Annotated in this window: 14 protein-coding genes and 2 tRNA genes; 9 read left to right on the top strand and 7 right to left on the bottom strand. The window is 64.3% G+C overall.

Annotation, left to right across the window (positions count from 1 at the left end; all coding sequences use genetic code 11):
• Positions 1-14: 14 nt before the first annotated feature.
• Positions 15-560, bottom strand: a complete 546-nt coding sequence (locus LOY22_RS20030; protein ID WP_093380335.1) for a TetR/AcrR family transcriptional regulator — start codon at positions 558-560, stop codon at positions 15-17.
• A 91-nt stretch (positions 561-651) separates the two neighbouring features.
• Here LOY22_RS20030 and LOY22_RS20025 point away from each other — a divergent pair, with 91 nt between their 5' ends.
• Positions 652-1,842 (top strand): MFS transporter, encoded by a 1,191-nt coding sequence (locus tag LOY22_RS20025; RefSeq protein ID WP_213603483.1) that lies wholly within the window; start codon positions 652-654, stop codon positions 1,840-1,842.
• A gap of 78 nt (positions 1,843-1,920) precedes the next feature.
• Here the strand turns inward: LOY22_RS20025 and LOY22_RS20020 are convergent, their stop codons facing one another.
• On the bottom strand, positions 1,921-3,105 hold the full coding sequence (locus LOY22_RS20020) for an MFS transporter (protein ID WP_093380337.1): 1,185 nt from the start codon (positions 3,103-3,105) through the stop codon (positions 1,921-1,923).
• A gap of 164 nt (positions 3,106-3,269) precedes the next feature.
• On the opposite strand from LOY22_RS20020, the gene LOY22_RS20015 reads away from it, so the two are divergent.
• Positions 3,270-4,415: a TDT family transporter gene (locus tag LOY22_RS20015; protein ID WP_093380339.1), complete on the top strand. Its 1,146-nt coding sequence runs from the start codon at positions 3,270-3,272 to the stop codon at positions 4,413-4,415.
• A gap of 79 nt (positions 4,416-4,494) precedes the next feature.
• Complete coding sequence (locus tag LOY22_RS20010; RefSeq protein WP_258594569.1) at positions 4,495-6,375, top strand: MFS transporter; 1,881 nt, start codon at positions 4,495-4,497, stop codon at positions 6,373-6,375.
• A gap of 15 nt (positions 6,376-6,390) precedes the next feature.
• Here LOY22_RS20010 and sugE read toward each other — a convergent pair whose 3' ends face one another.
• On the bottom strand, positions 6,391-6,708 hold the full coding sequence (sugE, locus tag LOY22_RS20005) for a quaternary ammonium compound efflux SMR transporter SugE (protein ID WP_038993957.1): 318 nt from the start codon (positions 6,706-6,708) through the stop codon (positions 6,391-6,393).
• A 175-nt stretch (positions 6,709-6,883) separates the two neighbouring features.
• Positions 6,884-7,804 carry a recombination-associated protein RdgC gene (rdgC, locus tag LOY22_RS20000; RefSeq protein WP_045195499.1) on the bottom strand — a complete coding sequence of 307 codons (921 nt, stop codon included), beginning with the start codon at positions 7,802-7,804 and terminating at the stop codon, positions 6,884-6,886.
• Positions 7,805-7,964: 160 nt separating this feature from the next.
• Between rdgC and LOY22_RS19995 the strand changes: the two genes are divergently transcribed.
• The 3 genes from LOY22_RS19995 (at position 7,965) to LOY22_RS19985 (ending at position 9,982) form a co-directional block, all read left to right on the top strand.
• Positions 7,965-8,040: transfer RNA gene (locus tag LOY22_RS19995), tRNA-Val, on the top strand.
• A gap of 16 nt (positions 8,041-8,056) precedes the next feature.
• Positions 8,057-8,133: transfer RNA gene (locus LOY22_RS19990), tRNA-Asp, on the top strand.
• Between the two features lie 157 nt (positions 8,134-8,290).
• Entirely contained in the window at positions 8,291-9,982 is a 1,692-nt protein-coding gene (locus LOY22_RS19985) for a molecular chaperone HscC (protein ID WP_045195497.1), read from the top strand.
• Here the strand turns inward: LOY22_RS19985 and LOY22_RS19980 are convergent.
• From LOY22_RS19980 to map, 3 genes are all read right to left on the bottom strand, one after another.
• Positions 9,976-12,675: a DUF805 domain-containing protein gene (locus LOY22_RS19980; protein ID WP_093380346.1), complete on the bottom strand. Its 2,700-nt coding sequence runs from the start codon at positions 12,673-12,675 to the stop codon at positions 9,976-9,978. The genes LOY22_RS19985 and LOY22_RS19980 overlap by 7 nt on opposite strands.
• Positions 12,672-13,367 (bottom strand): DUF1266 domain-containing protein, encoded by a 696-nt coding sequence (locus LOY22_RS19975; protein WP_093380348.1) that lies wholly within the window; start codon positions 13,365-13,367, stop codon positions 12,672-12,674. The genes LOY22_RS19980 and LOY22_RS19975 overlap by 4 nt, the downstream gene beginning before the upstream one ends.
• 90 nt (positions 13,368-13,457) lie before the next feature.
• Positions 13,458-14,246, bottom strand: a complete 789-nt coding sequence (map, locus tag LOY22_RS19970; RefSeq protein ID WP_045195491.1) for a type I methionyl aminopeptidase — start codon at positions 14,244-14,246, stop codon at positions 13,458-13,460.
• Positions 14,247-14,542: 296 nt separating this feature from the next.
• Between map and LOY22_RS19965 the strand changes: the two genes are divergently transcribed.
• From LOY22_RS19965 to nirD, 3 genes are all read left to right on the top strand, one after another.
• A complete protein-coding gene (locus tag LOY22_RS19965; RefSeq protein WP_258594564.1) occupies positions 14,543-18,322 on the top strand; it encodes a bifunctional nitrate reductase/sulfite reductase flavoprotein subunit alpha in 3,780 nt (1,259 codons plus the stop codon).
• Positions 18,323-18,600: 278 nt separating this feature from the next.
• Positions 18,601-21,159, top strand: coding sequence for a nitrite reductase large subunit NirB (gene nirB, locus LOY22_RS19960; RefSeq protein WP_258594562.1), 2,559 nt, complete (start codon positions 18,601-18,603; stop codon positions 21,157-21,159).
• A complete protein-coding gene (gene nirD, locus LOY22_RS19955; protein WP_093380354.1) occupies positions 21,159-21,524 on the top strand; it encodes a nitrite reductase small subunit NirD in 366 nt (121 codons plus the stop codon). The genes nirB and nirD overlap by 1 nt, the downstream gene beginning before the upstream one ends.
• Positions 21,525-21,697 lie beyond the last annotated feature (173 nt).

The following is a 21,697-nucleotide window of genomic DNA, read 5'->3' as shown; positions in this document are numbered from 1 at the left end:
AGCGTCGCAGGGCCTTAGCCGGGCAAGGCCAGGTCAAGCAGGCTGTAGAGCTGTTCCAGGGTCGGCGGGGCTTCGGCGAACAAGGTGCGGTAGACGGTCGGTGCGACCAGCAGATCCAGCAGGCGTTCGATGTCTGGCAGGGCCTCGCCGCGCGCCTGGGCGCGGTCGAGGATGACCTGCAGTTGCCCGCGCAGGATGTTGGTGCAGTAACCCGGGCAGGCGCTGCTGAGCACGTCGCGCATCAGGTTGCGGCCTGGTTCGGAGGTGATTTCGTCGAGGTACTGTTCGGTCCAGGCGCGCAGGTCGGTACGCAGCTCGCCGGTGTCCAGCGGCGCCACGTCAGGCAGCACGCGTTCGACGGCGACATCGGCGAGCAGGGCGGCCAATTCGCCCCAGCGCCTATAGATAGTTGACGGGGTGACGCCGGCGCGAGCGGCAATTTGCGGCACGGTCAGGCTCGCGCGGTCCTGCTCCTTGAGCAGTTCGCGTACCGCCGCATGTACCGATGCCTGCACACGGGCGCTGCGCCCACCCGTGCGGATACCTTCTTTAATCGCCATCGGTCGACCTTAACACAAAGGGTTTGCGTTAAGGAATGAAGGCGAGCAGACTGCGCAAAAGCTAAATAATTGCTTTAGCGGAGTGCTGATCATGTTCATGTTGTTCAAAGCCCCGGCCTCACGGCGTTTTCGTCTGATGTTCCTGGCACTTGCCTTGCTCGGCTTTCTCGCCGCCTCGAGCACCCCGACGCCTTTGTATCACCTGTACCAGCAAGCCTGGCAGTTCTCGGCGGTAACCCTGACGCTGATTTTTGCGGTGTATGCCGTCAGCTTGCTGGCGGCGCTGCTGACAGTCGGTTCGCTGTCGGACTACCTGGGGCGGCGGCCACTGATCTTCACTGCATTGGTGCTGGAAAGCGTCTCCATGCTGTTGTTCCTGCAGGCCGACAGTGTCGGCTGGTTGATTGCTGCGCGCATTCTGCAAGGCTTCGCCACCGGCATGGCTACCAGCGTGCTGGGCGCTGCGTTGCTGGATATCGATCGCGAGCAGGGGCCGTTGGTCAACAGCCTGACGCCCTTGCTCGGCATGGCCAGCGGCGCCCTGGGTACCAGCCTGCTGGTGGAATTTGCGCCGTGGCCGCTGCGTTTGGCCTACTGGCTGTTGCTCGGCTTGTTCGTCACGCTGGCGTTGCTGGTGTGGCATCTGCCCGAGAGCGTCAGCCGCCAGCCCGGCGCCCTGGCATCCTTGCGTCCGGCCCTGCATGTACCGCCCCAGGCGCGGGCTGCAGTGCTGCGTATGCTGCCGGTGAACGTCGCCGGTTGGGCGCTGGGTGGGTTCTTCCTGTCGCTGGCGCCATCACTGGCGCGCGAGGCCACCGGGGCAACCTCGAATTTGGTGGGCGGCGGCCTGGTGGCGGCGTTGACGGTGACCGGCGCCGTGGCGATCTACCACCTGCGGCTGCGTCCGGCCGGGCAGATCCTGCGTCTGGGCACAGGGGTGTTGCCGGTCGGGATGCTGTTGATCCTGCTGGCGTTGCATCGCGGTGAGCTGGGGCTGTTTTTCCTCGCCACTGTAGTCACCGGCATCGGCTTTGGCGCCAGCTTCCTTGGAGCGTTGCGTAGCATCATGCCGCTGGCCGAGGCCCACGAACGCGCCGGGCTGATGGCGACGTTCTATGTGCTGAGCTACCTGGCGTTCTGCGTGCCGGCCATGCTGGCCGGGTGGATGGTGCGCAGCTTCGGCCTGGTGCCGACCGGCGAGGTGTATGCCTTGGCGGTGATCATTTTGTGCGCCGTTGCGGCGGTTCTGAGTTTGCCGCTGCGGGCTTTGTCCCGCGGCTGACTGTACTGGCCTCATCGCGGGGCAAGTCGGGTCGCCGCACCGCCGCTCCCACTGGTTCATCGTAGACCCCGCGATGCTTTAATTCGGCGCTCGCCGGGCCCCCAGGTAATAGAACAGCGCCGCCAGCAACACCGAAAGAATCAGCAGGTAAAAGGTCGCCACCGGCACCAGGTGCGCGAGGGCAAAGCCGCAGATCACCGGGCCCAGCGCCGCGCCGAGGTTGGACAGGTTTTGCGCGCCGTAATACACGCCGCGCAGATGTTCCGGGGCGATGCTGTCGATGAACATGTACTCGGCGGGGATGACGATGATCTCGCCAAGGGTGAACACCAGCATCGCCAGGCACCAGGCCAGCAGCGTTTGCGCCAGCGAGAAACCCAGCAGGCCAACCAGAAACAGCGCCATGCCGGCCATCAGCCAGGGCATCAACTGGCGGCTGCTGATGCGCCGGCCAATCACGTACTGCAGGGCAATTACCGTGACCGCGTTGGTGGCTACCAGGTAGCTGATGTAGCGCGCCGCCTCGCTGGCGCTGCTGGTTACCACCAGGTACTGCGACAGGTAGGCGGTGAACTGGCCGAACACCACCGCGCTCAAGGCGCCACCGAGGGTGAAGCAGATCAGCCGGCGATCTTTGACCAGTTGTCCGCCAACGCTAAAGAAACCGGCCTGTTCGCCGCCTTCGACCCGCGCCCGCGCCGCGCGCTCGCCCCAGCGCTGGTAGCTCAGGCACATGGCCAGGCCCAGCAGCGCCGAGAGCAGGAACGGCAAGTGATCGTCCAGCAGCACCAGCGCCACGCCGACAAAGGGCCCGACCGCGTAGGCGACGTTGCTCAGGGTGTACTTGATCGAGAACACCTCGCTGCGTTCTTCCAGCGGCAGCAGTGCACAGAAGCCGGCTTTGGCGGCGATGTCCACCACCGCCAGGGCCAGGTTGATCAGCACCAGGCAGGTGAAGAACAGGCTCAGTTCGCGGCTGACCACCGCACCGACAAAGGCCAAAGTAAAGGTCAGGGTCGCGGCGATGATCACCGTGTAGCTGCGCAGGGTGTCGATCAGGTAGCCGCCATACAGGCTCAGCAACGAGGCGACAATCAGCGCGCCGCCGATCATCAGGCCGATGCCGCTGATATCCAGGGCGAAGTTCTGCGCCAGGTAGACCACCAGGTAGGGCAGGGTGATTGCACGGGCGAGGGTGAGGATGAAGGTAGTTGCCAGCAGCAGGCGTACCTGCGCCGAGTAACCTTTGATAGCGGTGAGCATTGAGTGACCACGTCCTTGTTGTTATCGCTGCCGAGCATACGCCGCGGGCAGTGAAATCTGTATATCTGTAAAACCGATAACAGATAGAGAAAATACCCGTTATATAGATATATTTTCCCGGCCTAAGATGGATACAACCTCACCGGAGGACAGGAGAATCCATCATGTCTTGCAGCCAAACCCGCACCTCGCCGTTACGCCCGCTGAGCCAGCTGGCGCACCCGCGTGAAGTGATCCGTCAGTTCACCCCCAACTGGTTCGCCGCGACCATGGGCACCGGCGTGCTCGCCCTGGCCCTGGCACAGGTCGATGTACCCGGCCTGCGTGGCCTGGCCGAATCGCTGTGGTTGTTGACCATCGGCCTGTTCGTGCTGTTTACCCTGCTGTACACCGCGCGTTGGGTCATGTTCTTCGATGAAGCGCGGCGGATTTTCGCCCATTCCACCGTATCGATGTTCTTCGGCACCATCCCCATGGGCCTGGCGACCATCCTCAACGGCTGCCTGGTGTTCGGCATCAATCGCTGGGGCGAAGGGATCCTGCCGTGGGTCGAAGCGCTGTGGTGGTTCGACGTCGGCCTGGCGCTGCTGTGCGGGGTGGCCATTCCCTACCTGATGTTCACCCGCCAGGAACACAGCATCGACCAGATGACCGCGGTGTGGTTGCTGCCGGTGGTGGCCGCGGAAGTCGCCGCTGCCAGCGGCGGCCTGCTGGCGCCGCACCTGGTGGATGCCCATGCGCAGTTCCAGGTGCTGATCACCAGCTACGTGCTGTGGGCGGTGTCGTTGCCGGTGGCGTTCAGCATCCTCACCATCCTCATGCTGCGCATGGCCCTGCACAAATTGCCGCATGCCAACATGGCCGCATCGAGCTGGCTGGCCTTGGGGCCGATCGGTACCGGTGCGCTGGGCATGCTGCTGCTGGGCGCCGATGCCCCGGCGATTTTCGCTGCCAACGGCCTCGGCAGCCTGGGTGAAATCGCCCGTGGCCTGGGCCTGATCGCCGGTATCGTGCTGTGGGGCGCCGGGCTCTGGTGGTTGCTGACCGCCGTGCTGATCACCCTGCGCTACATCCGCCATGGCATGCCGTTCAACCTCGGCTGGTGGGGCTTTACCTTCCCGCTCGGGGTGTACACCCTGGCCACCCTGAAGCTGGCGGCCTGGCTGGGCCTCGGTTTCTTCCTGCACATGGGCATGCTGCTGGTGCTGGCGCTGGCGGCAATGTGGTTGCTGGTCACGGCCCTGACCCTGCGTGGCGCCTGGCGCGGTGAGCTGTTTGTATCGCCGTGCATTGCTGGGCTGAACAAGTAGATTGCATTTACCTGAGTGTTTGTGGCTTTGTGCGGCCTGCGCGTATCCAATAACAAAGCCCCACTCAGGTACACGGACGATGAGTCAATCTTCACAATTCAGCCTGCTTGGCAAACGGCGCTTCTTGCCGTTCTTCGTCACCCAGTCGCTGGGTGCGTTCAATGACAACCTGTTCAAGCAGTCGGTCATCCTGCTGTTTCTCTACAAAATCGCCAGCTCCCATGGCCAGGACACTGCCATCTGGGTCAATGCCTGTGCCTTGATGTTCATCCTGCCGTTCTTCCTGTTCTCGGCGCTGGCCGGGCAGTTTGGCGAGAAGTACGCCAAGGACGCTTTGATCCGCGTGATCAAGCTGGCCGAGATCGCCATCATGGCGGTCGGCGCCATCGGCATCATGAAGCAGATTCCGGGGCTGATGCTCCTGGCGTTGTTCGGCATGGGCACCCACTCGGCGCTGTTTGGCCCGGTGAAGTACTCGATCATGCCTCAGGCCTTGCGCGAAGAAGAGCTGGTCGGCGGCAATGGCCTGGTGGAAATGGGCACCTTCCTGGCGATCCTGGCCGGCACCATTTGTGCCGGGGTGCTGATGTCCAGCGCCCATTACGGCGTCTGGGCGTCGTCGGCAGTGCTGCTGGTGGCGGTGCTCGGCTACCTGTCCAGCCGCGCCATCCCGCGCGCCGCTGCGTCCACGCCGGCGCTGAAAATCAACTGGAACATCGCCAGCCAGACGATCGCCACCTTGCGCATGGGCCTCAAGCAGACGCCAGCGGTGTCGCGCTCGATCGTCGGCAACTCGTGGTTCTGGTTCGTCGGTGCGGTGTACCTGACGCAAATTCCCGGTTACGCCCAGCAATGGCTGCATGGCGACGAGACCGTGGTGACCCTGATCCTGACCCTGTTCTCGGTGGGCATCGCTGTCGGCTCGCTGCTGTGCGAGCGCATGAGCGGGCACAAGGTGGAAATCGGCCTGGTGCCGTTCGGCTCCTTTGGCCTGAGCCTGTTCGGCCTGCTCTGGTGGTGGCACTCCGGCGAGATCCAGCCGGCGGCCGCGCCGTATGACTGGCTGGCGGTGCTGGGCATTGGCCAGGCCTGGTGGGTGCTGGGGTCGATTCTCGGCCTGGGTGTGTTCGGTGGCTTCTATATCGTGCCGCTGTATGCGCTGATCCAGTCGCGCACCCCCGAGGATCAACGCTCGCGGGTGATTGCCGCCAACAACATCCTCAACGCGCTGTTCATGGTGGTCTCGGCGGTCTTCAGCGTGGTGCTGCTGAGTGTCCTCAAGCTGAGCATCCCGCAGTTGTTCCTGGTGGTGTCGCTGCTCAATATTGCGGTGAACTTCTACATCTTCCGCATCGTGCCCGAATTCACCATGCGCTTCATGATCTGGCTGCTCAGCCATTCCATGTACCGCGTCGAGCACCGCGACCTGCAGCAGATTCCGGACCAGGGTGCAGCGCTGCTGGTGTGCAACCATGTGTCGTTCGTCGATGCGTTGCTGATCGGTGGCGCGGTGCGCCGGCCGATCCGCTTCGTCATGTACTACAAGATCTACCGCTTGCCGGTACTCAACTTCATTTTCCGCACCGCCGGGGCGATCCCGATTGCCGGGCGCAATGAAGATGCCGAGACCTACGAGCGGGCCTTCAAGCAGATTGCCGCGTACCTGGCCGATGGCGAGCTGGTGTGTATCTTCCCTGAAGGCAAGCTGACCAGTGACGGTGAAATCGACGAGTTCAAGGGCGGCCTGCGGCGGATCATCGAGCAGACGCCGGTGCCGGTGATCCCGATGGCATTGCAGGGCTTGTGGGGGAGTTTCTTCAGCCGCGATCCGGCCAAGGGTTTCTTTCGCCGCTTGTGGTCGCGGGTGACCCTGGTGGCCGGTTCTGCCGTCCCGGTGGAAGCGGCAGAGCCGGCGTTGTTGCGTGAGCGGGTCAGCGCCTTGCGCGGCGACTCACGCTGACAGGGCAGGGCGGGGTCAGCTGGCGCTGACCTTGAGCCCGACCAGGCCACAGATGATCAGCGCCACGCTGACCAGGCGCACCAGGGCCATGGATTCGCCGAACAGGATGATCCCGGCGATCACCGTGCCGACGGCGCCGACCCCGGTCCAGATGGCATAGGCGGTGCCCAGCGGCAATTCCTTCATGGCCAGGCCCAGCAGGCCGAGGCTGATGACCATGGCGCCGACGGTGAGTACGGTGGGTAGCGGGCGGGAAAAGCCGTCGGTGTATTTCAGGCCGACAGCCCAGCCGACTTCGAACAGGCCGGCGAAAAACAGGATGATCCAGGACATGCAGAGTCTCCATCAAGTGATGGGGCCGTCCCCGGAATGGTCACGCGGTGCGTCGTGAGGCCGTCCTCACAGGGGGCATAAGCTATCAGCTGCAAGCGACAAGCTGCAAGCAAAGGCAGCGCGGGTGGCTGTTGCTCTCTCTTGCAGCTTGAAGCTTGAAGCGTGCAGCTTAAAGTCAGATCCCCTGTGGGATCTCTTCCCCGCCCAATGCCTCGAACAGCGCCGGCAGGAACTCGCCAAAGGTCAGCATCATCAGGGTGAAGCTGGCATCGAGCTGGCCCAGGGCCTCGTCGCCGCCGTCTTCTTCGGCCTGGTCCTGCAGCAGTTCTTCAAAGCGCAGGCGCTTGATGACCATCTTGTCGTCGAGCACGAACGACAGTTTGTCCTGCCAGGCCAGCGACAGTTGCGTGACCACCTTGCCGGTACCCAGGTGCAGCTGGATCTCGTCGCTGGTCAAGTCCTGGCGCTTGCAGCGGACGATGCCGCCGTCTTCATGGGTGTCGCGCAGCTCGCACTCGTCCAGTACATAGAAGTCCGGCGCCGCTTGCTGGGTTTTGACCCAGTCGGTCATGGTCGCGCTCGGGGCGATCTTGACGGTCACCGGGCGCACCGGCAGCGAGCCGATCACTTCACGCAGGGTCGACAGCAGGTCTTCGGCACGCTTGGCGCTGGCCGAGTTGACCAGGATCAGGCCTTGCTTGGGGGCGATGGCGGCGAAGATCATCGAGCGGCGGATAAAGGCACGCGGCAGGAAGGCCTGGATGATCTCGTCCTTGATCTGGTCACGCTCCTTCTTATAGACCTTGCGCATCTGCTCGGCTTCGATCTCGTCGATCTTCTCTTTAACCGCATCGCGCACGACGCTGCCGGGCAAAATGCGTTCTTCTTTACGCGCGGCGATCAGCAGGAAGTCACCGCTGACATGCACCAGGGGCGCGTCTTCACCTTTGCCGAACGGGGCGACGAAGCCGTACGTGGTCAACTCCTGGCTGGCGCAGGGGCGAGCCGGCTTGCTGGCCAGAGCGGTTTCCAGTGCCTCGGGGTCGAACGGGATGTCCTGGGTCAGGCGGTAGGTCAGCAGGTTTTTGAACCACATGGGGTGAATCTCTCCTCAACACATAAGGAGGGCATTAAACTCCGAGCGGGCGCTTCAGGCCAAGCACCGCTAAGTCTTTGGAACGCCTGAAAAATTTTTTTAAAAAAGTGCTTGCCAGAGTGTTCGGTGCTCCGTAGAATGCGCGCCACACCGAGACGAAGGGTGATTAGCTCAGCTGGGAGAGCATCTGCCTTACAAGCAGAGGGTCGGCGGTTCGATCCCGTCATCACCCACCACTTCTCAGTGTATCGCGCAGCGGTAGTTCAGTCGGTTAGAATACCGGCCTGTCACGCCGGGGGTCGCGGGTTCGAGTCCCGTCCGCTGCGCCATATTTAGCTTCAGGGCCCACTGAACACCCTGAAGCCACAAAGAAAGCGACCTTAGGGTCGCTTTTTTTGTTTCTGGAATTCGTCCAGAATCCACCAGTACGCTGGGACGCTACTGTTTTTCTCCGTGCCAGCCCCACTTCTGAGCAAGAGATCACACATGCAGGATGCAAGCACCTCCCCGGCGCCAATGCTGGGTATCGACCTGGGTACCACCAACAGCCTGGTGGCGGTCTGGCAGGACGGCCGGGCACAACTGATCCCCAACGCCCTGGGCGACGTGCTCACGCCTTCAGTGGTCAGCCTCGACGAAGACGGCAGCATCCTGGTTGGCAAGGCCGCGCGTTCACGCCTGACCACCCACCCGCAACGCACGGCTGCTGCCTTCAAGCGTTTCATGGGCAGCGAAAAAAAGATCAGCCTCGGTGAGCAGGCCTTCAGCCCGGAAGAGCTCTCGGCGCTGGTGCTCGGTGCGCTCAAGGCTGATGCCGAAGCCTTCCTCGGCTGCCCGATCAGCGAAGCGGTGATTTCCGTACCGGCCTATTTCAGCGACGAGCAGCGCAAGCGCACCAGCTTTGCCGCCGAGCTTGCCGGGCTGAAAGTCCAGCGCCTGATCAACGAACCGACCGCCGCGGCCATGGCCTACGGCCTGCACGAGCAGAAGTTCGAACGCACGCTGATTTTCGACCTCGGTGGCGGCACCTTCGACGTCACGGTGCTGGAATACGCGCTGCCGTTGATCGAGGTGCATGCCTCGACCGGCGACAACTTCCTCGGTGGCGAAGACTTTACCGGCGCTTTGCTTCAGGCCTGCCTGCAAGACTGGCAGCTCAAGCCGACGATGCTCGCGCCCCAGGCCCTGGCCAGCCTTGCCGACGCCATCGAGCAGCTCAAGTGCAAGCTGGGCGAAGGCGAGCAGCACCTGAGCTGGAACGGTGATGGCGTCAGCCGCCAGTGGCTGCTGGATGAAGCCCGCGCGCAGAAGATCTGGGCGCCGTTGCTGGCGCGGATTCGCGCGCCGATCGAGCAGGCCCTGCGCGATGCGCGGCTGCGTGCCAGTGACCTCGACAGCCTGGTGCTGGTCGGCGGCGCCACGCGCATGCCGGTGGTCCAGCAGATGGTCTCGACCCTGTTTGGCCGCCTGCCTTACCGCCACCTCGACCCGGACACCATCGTTGCCCTCGGTGCTGCCACCCAGGCGGCATGCAAGGCGCGCGATTCGGCGATCGAAGAGCTGATCCTCACCGATGTCTGCCCCTACACCCTGGGAATTGCGGCAATGGATGGCGACTACCAGACCGAGATCTTTGCGCCGATCATCGACCGCAATACGGTGATCCCGACCTCACGGATCAAGCCGTTCTACAGCACCCATGTTGAGCAAAAAGCCATCAGCATCCGTGTCTACCAAGGTGAACGGCCGTGGGTCGAAGACAACATCTTTGTCGACGCCTTCACGATCCCGCTGACCCCCAACGGCAAGATCCAGCGCCTGGACGTGCGCTTCAGCTATGACATCAACGGCCTGCTGGAAGTCGATGTGACCTTGCCGCAGACGCGCGAGCAATTCAGCCACGTGATCGATCGCAGCCCCACCGGGCTTGACGACGAGGCGCGCCAGGCCAGCCATGAGCGCCTGGCCGGGCTGAAGATCCACCCGCGCGACGCCTTGCCCAACCGCACCTTGCTGGCCCGCCTGGAGCGGGCCTGGGCGCAGAGCCTGGGGCCTGAGCGCGATGCGATCGGCGACTGGCTCAAAGAGTTCAGCGCGATCCTGGCCGGTCAGGAGTCGAGCGAGATCGCCGGGGCCCGCCAGCGCCTGATCGAGGCGCTGGACGACATGCGTTACTGACCGTTGAGCCGCCGCAAGGCGGCCTGCAGGCCACCCTCCAAGGTGTCCTGCGGCTGATTGCCGGGCGGCACGCCGTAGCGGTTGGGCAGCGGTTCGCCCGGTAGCAGCAACAGCACCAGCGGCAAGAACTGCAGGAACGGGATCAGCATCACGAAGATGATCATCATCGGGATGCCCCGGCCAATGTCGTGCAGGCGGCGCAGCGTGGCGCTGCCAAGCACACCGACGAACAGCAGGCCGAAGAATATCTGCTCGATCGCGCTGCCGGCCATCAAGGTCAGGATCGGCCCGAGAAGGACACTCACGGCCACCTGCACACCATAACCCTTGCGGCCCAGGCGGCTGCCCAGTTTCCACAGGTGCGAGGCCGGTACCGGCTGGCTGCCGGAGTTTTCCAGCAGCAGGCGTTCGGACCACGACAGCAAGGCGGTGATCGCTGCGCGAATGCCGGCGTCCATGCCCGGGTAATCCTTGCCGCGCTGCAGCTCTTTGAGCACTTTGGCCCGCGGTACCCCGGCGCGGCCGTAGCGGGCCAGGTCCTTGAGGCTGTCGAGCATGCTGTAGAACAGCGTGCTGTTGATCAGTTCGTCTTCTTCCAGCACCTTGCGTGGCGGGCGCACCGGCTCGCCCTTGATCAGGCCGTTGCGAAACGGCTCGAACCAGTCATCCGGGCAGGTCAAGGTAGAGATGCGTCGCAGCAGGCTGCCATGCTGTTCGGCGTTCAGGGTCGGGTCGTGATAGAGGACGGCGCATAGCACCATCATGCCCAGCACGTCTTCATCAAAGGCGCGCGGGTCGTTCTCAAGGCAGGCGTAGAGTTTCAGGTTGCTGGGCAGCTTGGCGCTGTCCAGGGCTTGTTGCACCGTCGACAGGCGCTGGCCGATAAAGCACTGCAGCGGATCGTTGTCATCCAGCCAGCCGAGCAGGCCATCGACATTGCCTTGCTGGCTTTGCAGGCGCAGCAACAGTTGCTGCAGGCGGGCGAACGGATGCTCCGCCGGGTAGGGCAGGCTGGCCAGCAACTGCGCCGGCACCATCGCCAGCCAACGCTCGGGCTGTTCGACCAGGGCAAGCATGAACAGGTTCTGCCGGTGCCAGGTCCACAGGCCGTCGTCGGCAGGCGGGCGTGGCAGTTCGATGCCGGCTTCGGCGAGGTCGGACAGCAGCTGCAGGGCAAAAGGCGTCGGCATCAGGTTGGCCGGCTTGATCAGCGCGGTCAGCTTCGGTAGGGTCGCGGCCGGGTAGCTGCGCATGCGCCGCAGCCAGTCGCGGGCGACTGTCTGGCATGGGCCTTCCTGCAGCACCTCGGGCAGTTGCGGTTGCGCCGCCGGGCTGTTGATAAAGGCGGTCAGGGCCAGGGCCAGCGGTGACTGCTCGAGCCAGCGCAACTGCTGTTCGGCCTGGTACTTGAAGCCTTCGATAATCAGCTGGTCGAGCGGATCGTCGCCCAGCGGCTCGGCCATGATCTGTCGCAGCAGGCCACTGTCACCGCGGTGCAGGGCCCACGCGTGGCGGTACAGGCGCTGCAGCTGGCGATCCAGTTGGTCGTCGAGCAGCCAGGCCAGCAGCGGCAGTTCGTCCTTGCCGTCCAGGCGCCACTTGATGAACTCGCCGGCGATACCTTCCTGCTCGTCACGGGCGGCGTCGAACCAGCGCGTCAGGGTTTCCGGGCGCTGCGACGGGCTGCCCCAGATCTGTGCCGGATCGTTGAGGTCTTGCGGCCATTCATACACCGGCTCCAGGCGGTCGAGGGCCTGGATCAACAGCGCCAAGCGCTGCGGTTGATGCTTGGCGCACAGGTTGAGCAGCCAGCGTGCGGCTTCCGGATGCTGGTGCTCGCGCCACAGGCGGGTCCAGCACTGGCGGGCGAGTTCTTCCTGGCCGGTGTCGCTGGCCTGGCAGGCGAGCAGGTACAGCAGGTCGATATCGTCCGGCGCCTGGCGTTGCTGCTCGGCGATCAGGGCAAAGAAGCTGCTGCTGCCGATGCCGGCCTGGCACAGCTTGACCAGCAGGCGCTGGATATAGGCCGGGTCATCCGGGAACGGCTGGCAGGTGTGCAGGCTGACGAAGCTTTCGAACTCGAACAGCGGCCGGGTGTGGTAGAGGAAATCCAGGTTCCGGGCATACCACAGGGTTTCGACTTGCACTGGCATCGACCAGTGCTTCATCAAGCTGGTGTCGAACGGGTCCGGTTCGCTGATGCGCTCGAGGAATTCGTCAGCCTGGCGCGGATCTTCCAGGCGCAGCACTTCGTTTTCCCAGCCCAGGTGCCGGGCCATCAGTTGCACGCAGGCGTGCGACAACGGCCCGGTTTCCATCAGCCGGTACAGCAAGTGCCAGCTGACCTGCTCCTGGTCACCCAGGGTCAGGCCGCTGAAACCATCGATGAAGGCCTGCCAGGCCGGGGGATCGAAGCGGCGGGCAGGGTCGCCGAGCAACTTGGAAAAGTCGCTCATGGTCTGTTCGATCAGGGCATTGCGCACCGGCGCCGAATCGTCGTGCTGTGCATCCTCAGCGGCCTCATCCGGCTCGTCGCGGGCCAGGCGCAGGGCGTGCTCGTAAGCCTCGCGCAAGGCCTGGAAACCCTGCGGGTCGGTTTCCGGGTGGTGCTGCGGCAGCAGTGCGCGGTAGGCGCCGCGGATGACATCGGGATCGTTGGTCGGCTCGATGCCCAGGTGAATCCAGCAACTCATGACCAGCCTCCTTGCAGGGTGTCAGGGCGTTCCGGCAGGTTCAGCGGCAGGTCCCAGGGGATGCTGGCGAAAAAGCCCAGGGCGTCGTGGCTCAGGTTCATCATGATGCAGCGGTTCCAGTGTTCGCTGCCCTGGCGCTCCAGGCATTGCGCCAGTTCTTCGTCGCTGGCGCTGGAGCAGTTCCACAGCGCCTTGCCGAACAGGTAGCCGGCCAGGTAGCGGTCCCAGCCGTTGTAGTAGTGGCGGGCGCGCACGGCCAGGCGGCCTTGCAGATAGTGGCTTTCATGAATGCTCAGGTAGCCTTTGCGCAACCCGGCACGCAGCAGGTAGCCCATGCGTCCCAGGTCCCAGGCGCGCACACCACCCTGGCCGCAGTCGCCGAGGGTGCGCCGGGCGAATTCGTACTGGATGCGCTGGCGCGGGGTCAGCGCTTCGAGCACCTGCGGCCATTCGCTGGGCAGGCAGCGGGCGGCTTGCCAATAGGCGTCCTTGAGCTCCAGGGCATGGCCGGTGTCGGCCATGCTGAGCATGTTCAGCAGCTCCTGGCGATTGTGGATGCCCCACCACTTCTTGAGGTCGGTCTCGTCTTCGTCGTAAGTCTCGAAGTAGGTCGCGGCGGTGTAGCTGGCGCCGTTGAGGGCGGCCATGGGGGCGGAAAGGGCGTACAGCCAGTGCTGCTCGATTTCTTCCATGAAAAAGCTCCGGGGCCGGTAGGAAAATGTGCGGGTGCCGGCCGTAATGGCGCGGATTGTAGAGAGCCGCGCGGTGCGCGGCAAACTGACTTAAGCGTGGACCAGCATGGCGCGCTCTTCTTCGCGCAGGGTCAGCACTTCGAAACCTTCGGCGGTGACGGCGATGGTGTGCTCCCATTGCGCGGACAGGCTGCGGTCGCGGGTGATCACCGTCCAGCCGTCCTTGAGCGTGCGCACCCCGCGCCCGCCCTGGTTGATCATCGGTTCGATGGTAAACACCATCCCCGGCTTGAGCTGCAGGCCGCTGCCCTTGTGCCCGTAATGCAGAACCTCGGGCGCCTCGTGCATCTGCCGGCCGATGCCGTGGCCGCAGTATTCGCGCACCACGTTGTAGCCCGCTGCCTCGGCATGGCGCTGGATGGCGTGGCCGATATCGCCCAGGGTCGCGCCCGGACGCACCTGGCGAATGCCTTGCCAGAGCGCGGCATAGGTGGTGTCGACCAGTCGCTGGGCGGCTGCATCGATCTGCCCCAGGCAGTACATCTTCGACGAGTCGGCAATGTAGCCGCCTTGTTCCAGGGTAATGTCGACGTTGACGATCGAGCCGGCCTTGAGCACCTCATCGGCATGCGGCACGCCGTGGCACACCACATGGTCGACCGAGGTATTGAGCGAATAGGCAAAACCGTACTGGCCCTTGCTCGCCGGGCGCGCCTTGAGCACATCGACGATAAAGGCCTCGGCCCGGTCGTTGATCTGCAGGGTGCTGACCCCGGGAGCAATGAAGCTGTCGAGGTGGGCGAACACCTGGCTGAGCAATTGCCCGGCATTGCGCATCAGGGCCAGTTGTTCGGCGTTTTTCAAAACCACTTGGTTCATGGGAGGAGGTTTTTCATCTCTCGGAATGTCTGCCCATGATAAGGCCTGGCCCGCTGGCTGTGCCATCCGATGGTGCAGGCCGGCCCAATGCAGTGCGGCCGGGCAGGCGCCCTGAACGCCTGAACCGCGCCGCACAAGGCGCTGCCAATTGTGGCGCGACCCTTGCTACAGCCTGAGCATCCGGCAATCAACGCAGATTGCCCCGTTCACGACAAAGGCGCCGTGTTGCCCCCGCTTGTTCATTCAGGCCGGGGCAGCAGGGCGCCTTTTTGTTTGCGCAATCAGGAGGTAGGCCGATGAGCAGCACCAGCGTGCGCAGCGTGTGCCCGTATTGTGGCGTCGGTTGTGGCATCGTCATGAACGTCGAAGGCGGGCGGGTGACCAAGATCAGTGGCGACAAACAGCACCCCAGCAACTTTGGCCGCCTGTGCACCAAGGGCCTCACCGCCCATCAACCGTTGAGTGCGTCCGGGCGCATGACGCATGCCTATGTGCGCGAGCAGCGCCAGCGCGACCCGGTGCAGCGCGCCATCGACACCGCTATAGAACAGGCGGCCCGGCGCCTGCGGGCGATCATTGATAAGTATGGCCCGGACGCCCTGGGCTTTTATGTCTCCGGGCAGATGTCGCTGGAGGCCCAGTACCTGATCAACAAACTGGCCAAGGGCTTTGTCCGCAGCCGCCATGTCGAGTCCAACTCGCGCCTGTGCATGGCCAGCGCCAGCAGCGGCTACAAGCTGTCGCTGGGCGCCGACGGGCCGCCGGGCAGCTACCAGGATTTCGACCGCGCCGAGGTGTTCCTGGTGATCGGCGCGAACATGGCCGATTGTCACCCGATCCTGTTTTTGCGCCTGCTCGACCGGCTCAAGGCCGGGGCCCGGTTGATCGTCGTTGACCCGCGGCGCAGCGCCACCGCCGACAAGGCCGATTTGTTCCTGCAGATCAAACCGGGCAGCGACCTGGCGCTGCTCAACGGCCTGCTCTACCTGCTGCTGGAAAACGGCCAGTGCGACGCCGAGTTCATCCAGCGCTACACCGAAGGCTGGGAGGACATGCCGGCCTTTTTGCAGGACTACACACCTGAGCGAGTTGCCGCCCTCACCGGGCTGAGCGAGGCCGATATCCGCCAGGCCGCCAAGTGGATCGGCCAGGCCCCGGAGTGGATGAGTTGCTGGACCATGGGCCTGAACCAGAGCATCCATGGCACCTGGCACAGCAACGCCCTGTGCAACCTGCACCTGGCCACTGGTGCTATCTGTCGGCCGGGCAGCGGGCCGTTCTCGCTGACCGGCCAGCCCAACGCCATGGGCGGGCGAGAAATGGGCTATATGGGCCCGGGCTTGCCGGGGCAGCGTTCGGCATTGGTCGATAGCGATCGCGCCTTTGTCGAGCAACTGTGGCAGATCCCCGCTGGCAGCCTGCGCAGCGAAGCCGGTGACGGCACGGTGGCGCTGTTCGAAAACCTCGCCGCCGGGCAGGTCAAGGCCTGCTGGATCATCTGCAGCAACCCGGTGGCCAGCGTCGCCAATCGCCAGCAGGTGATCGAAGGGTTGCAGGCGGCTGAGCTGGTGATCACCCAGGACGCCTTTCTCGACACCGAGACCAACCGTTACGCCGATATCCTCTTGCCCGCCGCGCTGTGGGCCGAAGGCGAGGGGGTTATGGTCAATTCCGAGCGCAACCTGACCTTGATGAACCAGGCCGTCGAGGCGCCGGGCGAGAGCCTGCCCGACTGGCAGATCATCGCCCGAATCGCTTGCGCCATGGGTTACGCCGAGGCCTTCAGTTACGCCAATGCCGAAGCGGTGTTCGACGAGCTGCGCCAGGCCTGGAACCCGGCCACCGGTTACGATGTGCGCGGCGTCAGCTACGCCGGTTTGCGTGAGGCGCCGCGGCAGTGGCCGTGTGAGCCTGGGCGCAACAATGACCGCAGCCCGTTGCGCTATCGCAACGACGGCGTCAGCCAGGCCCTGCGCCACGACGGCCAAGGCGAAGTACCGGCCATTGCCTTCCCCACTCGCAGCGGCAAGGCACGCTTTTTCGCCCGGCCCTGGCTGCCCGCCGCCGAGCTGCCGGACGCCGAATTTCCGCTGGTGCTCAACACTGGTCGGGTCCAGCACCAGTGGCACACCCTGACCAAGACCGGCAAGGTGGCGGCGCTGAACAAGCTCGACCCCGGGCCGTTCGTAGAGATTCACCCGGATGATGCCGAGCGCCTGGGCATCGCTGACAAGGATCAGGTGCAGATCCGCTCCCGACGCGGGCAGGCGCTGCTGCCGGCACGGATTACCGCTCGGGTGCTGCCGGGCAACTGCTTTGCGCCGTTTCACTGGAACGACGTTTATGGCGAGAACCTGGCGATCAATGCCGTCACCAGCGACGCGGTCGATCCGCTGTCGCTGCAACCGGCCTTCAAGTACTGCGCGGTGGCCCTGAGCCGGGTTGCCGGCGAGCGCATCAACGCCACCCAGATCGATCGTCAAACCATGGCAGTGCAGGACCAGCACCTGCTGCTCTGGGCTTCGCAGACCGGCAACAGTCAGGCCCTGGCCGAGCAGTGCGCCGCACGCCTGCGCCAGGTCGGCTTGCCGGTGCAGTTGAGTTGCATGCAAGACCTGGCTCTGGAGCAACTGGACCGCCCCGCCAGCCTGCTGCTGATCGCCAGTACCTTCGGCGACGGCGATGCGCCGGACAGCGGCGCGGCGTTCTGGCGCGGCCTGCATGGCGAGCATGCCCAACGCTGCGTCGGCGTGCCTTATGCGGTACTGGCCCTGGGGGATTCCAGCTACGAGCAGTTCTGCGGCTTTGGTCGCAAGCTCGATCAGCGCCTGGCCGAACTGGGCGCCAAGCGCTTGCTGGAACGGGTCGATTGCGAGGGCGATTTGCATGAATCGACGGGGCAATGGCTGCAGGCACTGCTGGGCAAACTGGGCCACGGCGAACTGCTGCTCGAAGCGCCAACGCCAACGGCCAGCGGTTTCAGCAAGACCCGACCGTTGCCAACCACCCTGGTCGGCAACCGCCTGCTTAACGGCCCTGGCGCGGTCAAGGAAACCCGGCAACTGGTGTTCGATCTGGGCGACAGCGGGTTCACCTATCACGCCGGCGACGCCTTGGGTGTATGGCCGCGCAACTGTCCGGCGCTGGTCGATGAGCTACTGACCGCCACCCGCTTCGATGGCGGGCACTGCGTCAGCCTCAAGGGCCAGGCCGACATGCCCTTGGCCGAGGCATTGCTTGAGCACCTGGAGATCGCCCGCATTACCCCGCAGTTGCTTGAGGCTTTCGCCCCGGGTGATGCGCAACTGCGCGCATTGCTTGAGCCGCACAACAAGGCTGCGCTCAAGGACTGGCTGTGGGGCAAGCAACTGATCGACCTGGTACATGCGTGCAAGCCCCAACTGAGCCTGCAGGCTTGGCTCGACCTGCTCAAACCCATGCAGCCGCGGCTGTACTCGATCAGCTCAAGCCAGAAGCTGCATCCGGATCAAGTGCACCTGACGGTTTCCACTGTCCGTTACGGCCAGCGCAAGGGCGTGTGCTCGACCTACCTGGCCGACCGCAGCGAGCCTGGCCGGGTCGAGATATTCGCGCAGCCGACCACACACTTTCGCCTGCCTGGCGACAGCACGGCGCCGGTGATCATGGTCGGCCCCGGCACCGGTGTGGCGCCGTTTCGCGCGTTCCTGCAGGAACGTCAGGCCGAAGGGGCCCACGGTCGCAACTGGCTGCTGTTCGGCGAGCAGCAGGCGGCCACCGATTTCTACTACCGCGACGAGTTGCTGGCCTGGCAGCGCGACGGTCACCTGACCCGCCTGGACACCGCCTTCTCCCGCGACCAGGCGCAGAAGATCTACGTGCAGCAGCGCATGCTTGAGCAGGGTGCCGAGCTGTGGCGCTGGCTAGAGGAGGGCGCGCACTTCTATATCTGTGGCGATGCCGGGCGCATGGCCCGCGATGTTGATACGGCGCTCAAGCAACTGGTGCAGCAGCACGGTGGCATGAGTGTGGAACGGGCCGAGGCTTATGTCGGCGAACTGAATCGCGCCAAGCGTTACCTGCGTGACGTGTACTGAAGTGCCCCATAAGGGGGAGCGCTGCACCAGCCTGGGTCGATAACGGCGCCAGTGGATCGCGCGCAAGCCCCGGTTTCAAAGGCTTTGGCAGTTGGCACGCTCCCTGCTTTTACAGATTTACAACGTCCTCGCGGGTCAATGGCGATTCGCAACCGGGACTACAAAAAAACGACCAGGCAAAGGCGCCTGGAGCTTCGGCTCCAGGCGCCTTTTTTTGTTTTTCGGGGTTGGCCCCCAGCAGCAAAGCCAGCGTGATTGGCCTTGAGTGAGGAACGGGTATGAATGGGTTTACCAGCATCGAAGCGCGGCAACAGCTGATCATCGTCGGCAACGGCATGGTCGGTCATCACTGCGTCGAGCAACTGATCGAACGCGGTGCCCTGGGCCGTTTCCAGGTGCGGGTGTTCGGTGAAGAGCGCCAGCGCGCCTACGACCGCGTGCACCTGTCGGAATACTTCAGTGGCAGCGATGCCGAAACCCTGGCCCTGGGCGAGGCAGGCTTGTACACCCGGCACGGCATTGACTTGCACCTGTGCGAGCCGGTGCTGGAGATCGACCGCGAACGCTGCGAGGTGGTCACCTGCGCCGGGCGCTACCCTTACGATCAACTGGTGCTGGCCACCGGCTCCTATCCGTTCGTGCCGCCCATTGAAGGCTCGCAAGGGGCGGCGCGGCTGGTCTATCGCACCCTTGATGATCTCGATGCGATCCGCACCGCGGCCGCCAGCGCTCGCCGTGGGGTGGTGGTCGGTGGCGGCCTGCTCGGCCTGGAAGCGGCCAATGCCTTGAAGTCGCTGGGCCTGGAAGCTCATGTGGTGGAGTTCGCCCCGCGCCTGATGCCGGTGCAACTGGATGGCGAGGGCGGCGCGGCCTTGCGGGCGCAGATCGAAGCCCTGGGGGTTGGCGTGCACCTGTCGCGGGCGACCCAGGCCATCGTTGCCGGTGAAGACTATCGCTACCGGATGAACTTCGAGGGCGGCGAGTTCCTTGAAACTGACCTTGTCGTGTTCTCCGCCGGTATCCGCCCGCAGGATGCCCTGGGCCGCAGCAGTGGCCTGGAAATCGCCCAACGCGGCGGTGTGGTGATCGACAGCGCGTGCCGCAGCAGCGACCCACGGATCTTCGCCATCGGCGAATGCGCGTCGTGGAACGGCAGCGTGTTCGGCCTGGTGGCGCCGGGCTACAGCATGGCGCGTACAGTTGCGGCGACGCTGGCCGGTGAAGACGCGGGCAGTTTTACCGGGGCCGACATGTCGACCAAGCTCAAGCTGCTCGGTGTCGATGTCGGCTCCATTGGTGATGCCCACGGCGTGACCCCGGGTGCGCGCAGCTATCGCTTTATCGACGAAGCGGCGTCGGCCTACCGCCGGCTGGTGGTCGATGCCAGTGGCAAACGGGTGATCGGCGCGGTGCTGGTTGGCGACAACAGCTATTACGACACCCTGCTGCAATTCGTGCAGAACAGCATTGCCCTGCCCGCCGATCCGGCCGCGCTGATCCTGCCGCAGTCGGTCGGCGCGCCGGCACTGGGCGCTGATGCCTTGCCCGCCAGCGCGACTATCTGCTCCTGCCATAACGTCAGCAAGGGCGCGATCTGCGCCGCCATCGACAGTGGCTGCGGCGAGCTTGGCCAGCTCAAGCAGCAGACCAAGGCCTGTACCGGTTGTGGTGGTTGTGCGGCGCTGCTCAAGCAGGTCTTCGAGCATGAATTGATCGCCCGCGGCGTCAGCGTCGACAAGAGCTTGTGCGAACACTTCGCCTACACCCGCCAGGAGCTCTACGCGCTGGTGCGGGTCGAAGGCATTGTCAGTTTCGACGAGATGCTCGCCAAGCATGGACGCGGGCACGTCGGCTGCGATATCTGCAAACCCACGGTCGGCTCGATCCTCGCCTCGTGCTGGAACCAGCCGATCATGGAGCCGTCGCTGGTGCCGCTGCAGGACACCAACGACACCTTCATGGCCAATATGCAGAAGAACGGCACCTACTCGGTGGTGCCGCGGATTCCCGGCGGCGAGATCACCCCCGAGAAGCTGATCGTCATCGGCGAAGTGGCGAAAAAGTACGACCTCTACACCAAGATCACCGGCGGCCAGCGCATCGACCTGTTCGGCGCCCAACTGCACGAATTGCCCGAGATCTGGGCCGAGCTGATTGGCGCAGGCTTCGAGACCGGCCATGCCTACGGCAAGTCGACGCGTACGGTGAAATCCTGCGTCGGCAGCACCTGGTGCCGTTATGGCGTGCAGGACAGCGTGCAGATGGCCCTGACCCTGGAAGACCGCTACAAGGGCCTGCGTTCGCCGCACAAGCTCAAGTTCGCGGTGTCCGGCTGCACCCGTGAATGCGCCGAGGCGCAGAGCAAGGACATCGGCGTGATCGCCACCGAGAAGGGCTGGAACCTGTACATCTGCGGCAACGGCGGCATGCGCCCGCGCCATGCCGAACTGTTCGCCACCGACCTGGACGACGCCAGCCTGATCCGCACCATCGACCGCGTGCTGATGTTCTACATCCGCACCGCTGACAAGCTGCAGCGCACCTCGGTGTGGCGCGAGAGCCTGGAGGGCGGGCTGGACTACCTCAAGCAGGTGATCCTCGACGACAGCCTGGGCCTTGGCGCAGAGCTCGAAGCGCAAATGCAGCTGGTGGTCGAGCGCTACGAATGCGAGTGGGCCAACGCCCTGAAAGACCCTGAAAAGCTCAAGCGCTTTCGCACCTTCGTCAACGACCAGCGCCCCGACCCGGGTGTGCACTTTGTCCGCGAACGCGGCCAGCGCCGGCCCATCGGCGCCGGCGAACTTCACTTGATCTCGACCACCGAGGAGGTGCTTTGATGAGCCCGTCCAATGCAGCAGTAAGTGTTCAAGCGCAACCCTGGCAGAGGGTTTGCAGCCGTGCCGACCTGGTCGCCCAGTCGGGGGTGGTGGTGTGGTTCGAGGGGCGCCAGGTGGCGCTGTTCTACCTGCCCGGGCAGGCCACGCCGGTGTTCGCCGTCGACAACCATGACCCCAAGTCCGGTGCCAATGTGATTGGTCGTGGATTGGTGGGCGAGCTCAAGGGCGAGCTGGTGGTGGCGGCGCCGTTGTACAAGCAGCATTTTTGTTTGCGCGATGGGCGTTGCCTGGAGGATCCGCAGCAGGCGTTGCAGGTGTGGCCGGTGCGCATCAGTGGCGAGCAGGTGGAATTGGGCCGCTGTTGATGGCCTCATCGCGGGTCAAGTCGGGTCGCCGCACCGCCGCTCCCACAGGTAGCGTAGGCCTTTAGAGGCGCGAGCTGATCCATTGGCGATGCTGCTCACACTTCACCTTTGCGTCTTGTCGGCGAATGGACCGGCGATGCACGAGAAGCGAAAGCAAAAAAGCGCTCTGCTTC

The sequence above is a fragment of the Pseudomonas sp. B21-035 genome (genome assembly GCF_024748945.1).
Lineage (GTDB): Bacteria > Pseudomonadota > Gammaproteobacteria > Pseudomonadales > Pseudomonadaceae > Aquipseudomonas.
The sequence above is the reverse complement of the archived record's forward strand: the minus strand, read 5'-3'. Positions and strand labels throughout refer to the sequence as shown.